The 1,325-nt window shown below is 51.2% G+C and carries 1 protein-coding gene; it reads left to right on the forward strand.

The annotated features are described in order from the left end of the window. Positions 1–112: 112 nt before the first annotated feature. On the forward strand, positions 113–1,291 hold the full coding sequence (locus Q3O60_RS17565; protein ID WP_305895225.1) for an IS4 family transposase: 1,179 nt from the start codon (positions 113–115) through the stop codon (positions 1,289–1,291). Positions 1,292–1,325: the final 34 nt, after the last annotated feature.

Genomic DNA, 1,325 nt, shown 5'->3' on the forward strand with positions numbered 1-1,325 from the left:
CTGAGGTATCCCCACAAATGGGCTAGTTAAAACAAAAAGTTAGGCGAGAAGGGAACATTCATGGCCGTTCACGATCTGATCTTTCGCCAAAAATTTCAAGTCACTACCAGCCATGAATGTGAAAACTATGCTCGCCCATTTTCTCTCTTTTGTCACCCCTGAAAGGATGCATAAGACCAGATTTTCATCACTATTTTCAGCAACGCAAAGTCTGTTGCAGCATCAGCGCTGTACGGTCACCGCCATTGGCCGGGGCATTGACAGCGATACGTGCGAAAAACACAGCATCAAACGGGCAGACCGGCTGCTCAGCAACAACAAGCTCCTGGCTGAAATGCCTTGCATCTATGCATTGATGACCAGAGCCATTCTGGCAAACAGCAAGCACCCTATCATCCTGGTGGATTGGAGCAATGCCGATACCAAGAAGCAGAATCACATTTTAAGAGCCAGCCTTGCCTTGGAAGGTCGCTCACTGACCTTGCTGCAAATGGTCGCACCCACCGATGATTACAACAGTCCACGGGTACACAGTCAGTTCCTGAAGCGCCTGAAACTCATGCTTCCTGACGACTGCAAGCCAGTGATTGTCACTGATGCAGGCTTTAAAGTCCCGTGGTTCAAAGAAGTACGCAAGAGCGGTTGGCACTTCATCGGCCGGGTTCGCGGCAATCAGCATGTGAAATTGCCAGAGCACGATGAATTTATCAGTGTGCAGGAGCTGTACAAAAAAGCCCGCTGCAATCCGAATCACCTGGGGCGCATTGAGCTCACCAAAGCCAAGCGCTATCAAGCTCAGGCGGTGCTGGTCGGCACCGGATGGAAACTCAGGAAGCGGGATAAAAAGCGCAAATACAAAGAGCCCTGGCTGCTGGTTTCGTCCCTGCCAAAGTGCCTAAACTATGCCGATAAAATCGCAACTTGCTACGGCAAGCGCATGCAAATCGAAGCCAGCTTCCGAGACCAGAAAAGCGGTACTTATGGGCTGGGTAGCAATGCGCATGGCACCACGGAGCCAACGCGTTTGGAGCTCCTTATTTTACTGGCGGCTCTGGCAAACTGGCTGCATTACATGCTAGGTGTTGCTACAGAGATGGCGGGCCTACACCGGCAGTTTCAAGCTAACACGGTGCGAGACAGGCGGGTGCTATCCTTCAATTATCTGGGCATGCGGCAATGTAAGTTCGAGCGGCTCAGGCTAAGTGCTGCACAGATAGCCGCTGCCATAGAGCAAATCATGCTCTGGGTTGCCGAGCTGGATTGGGCTGTGATCAAATTGGAAAAGAGCTGATACTATGAGCTTTAAATTCGTGGGGATCCCTCAG

Source organism: Alkalimonas collagenimarina (genome assembly GCF_030717845.1).
GTDB lineage: Bacteria > Pseudomonadota > Gammaproteobacteria > Enterobacterales > Alteromonadaceae > Alkalimonas > Alkalimonas collagenimarina.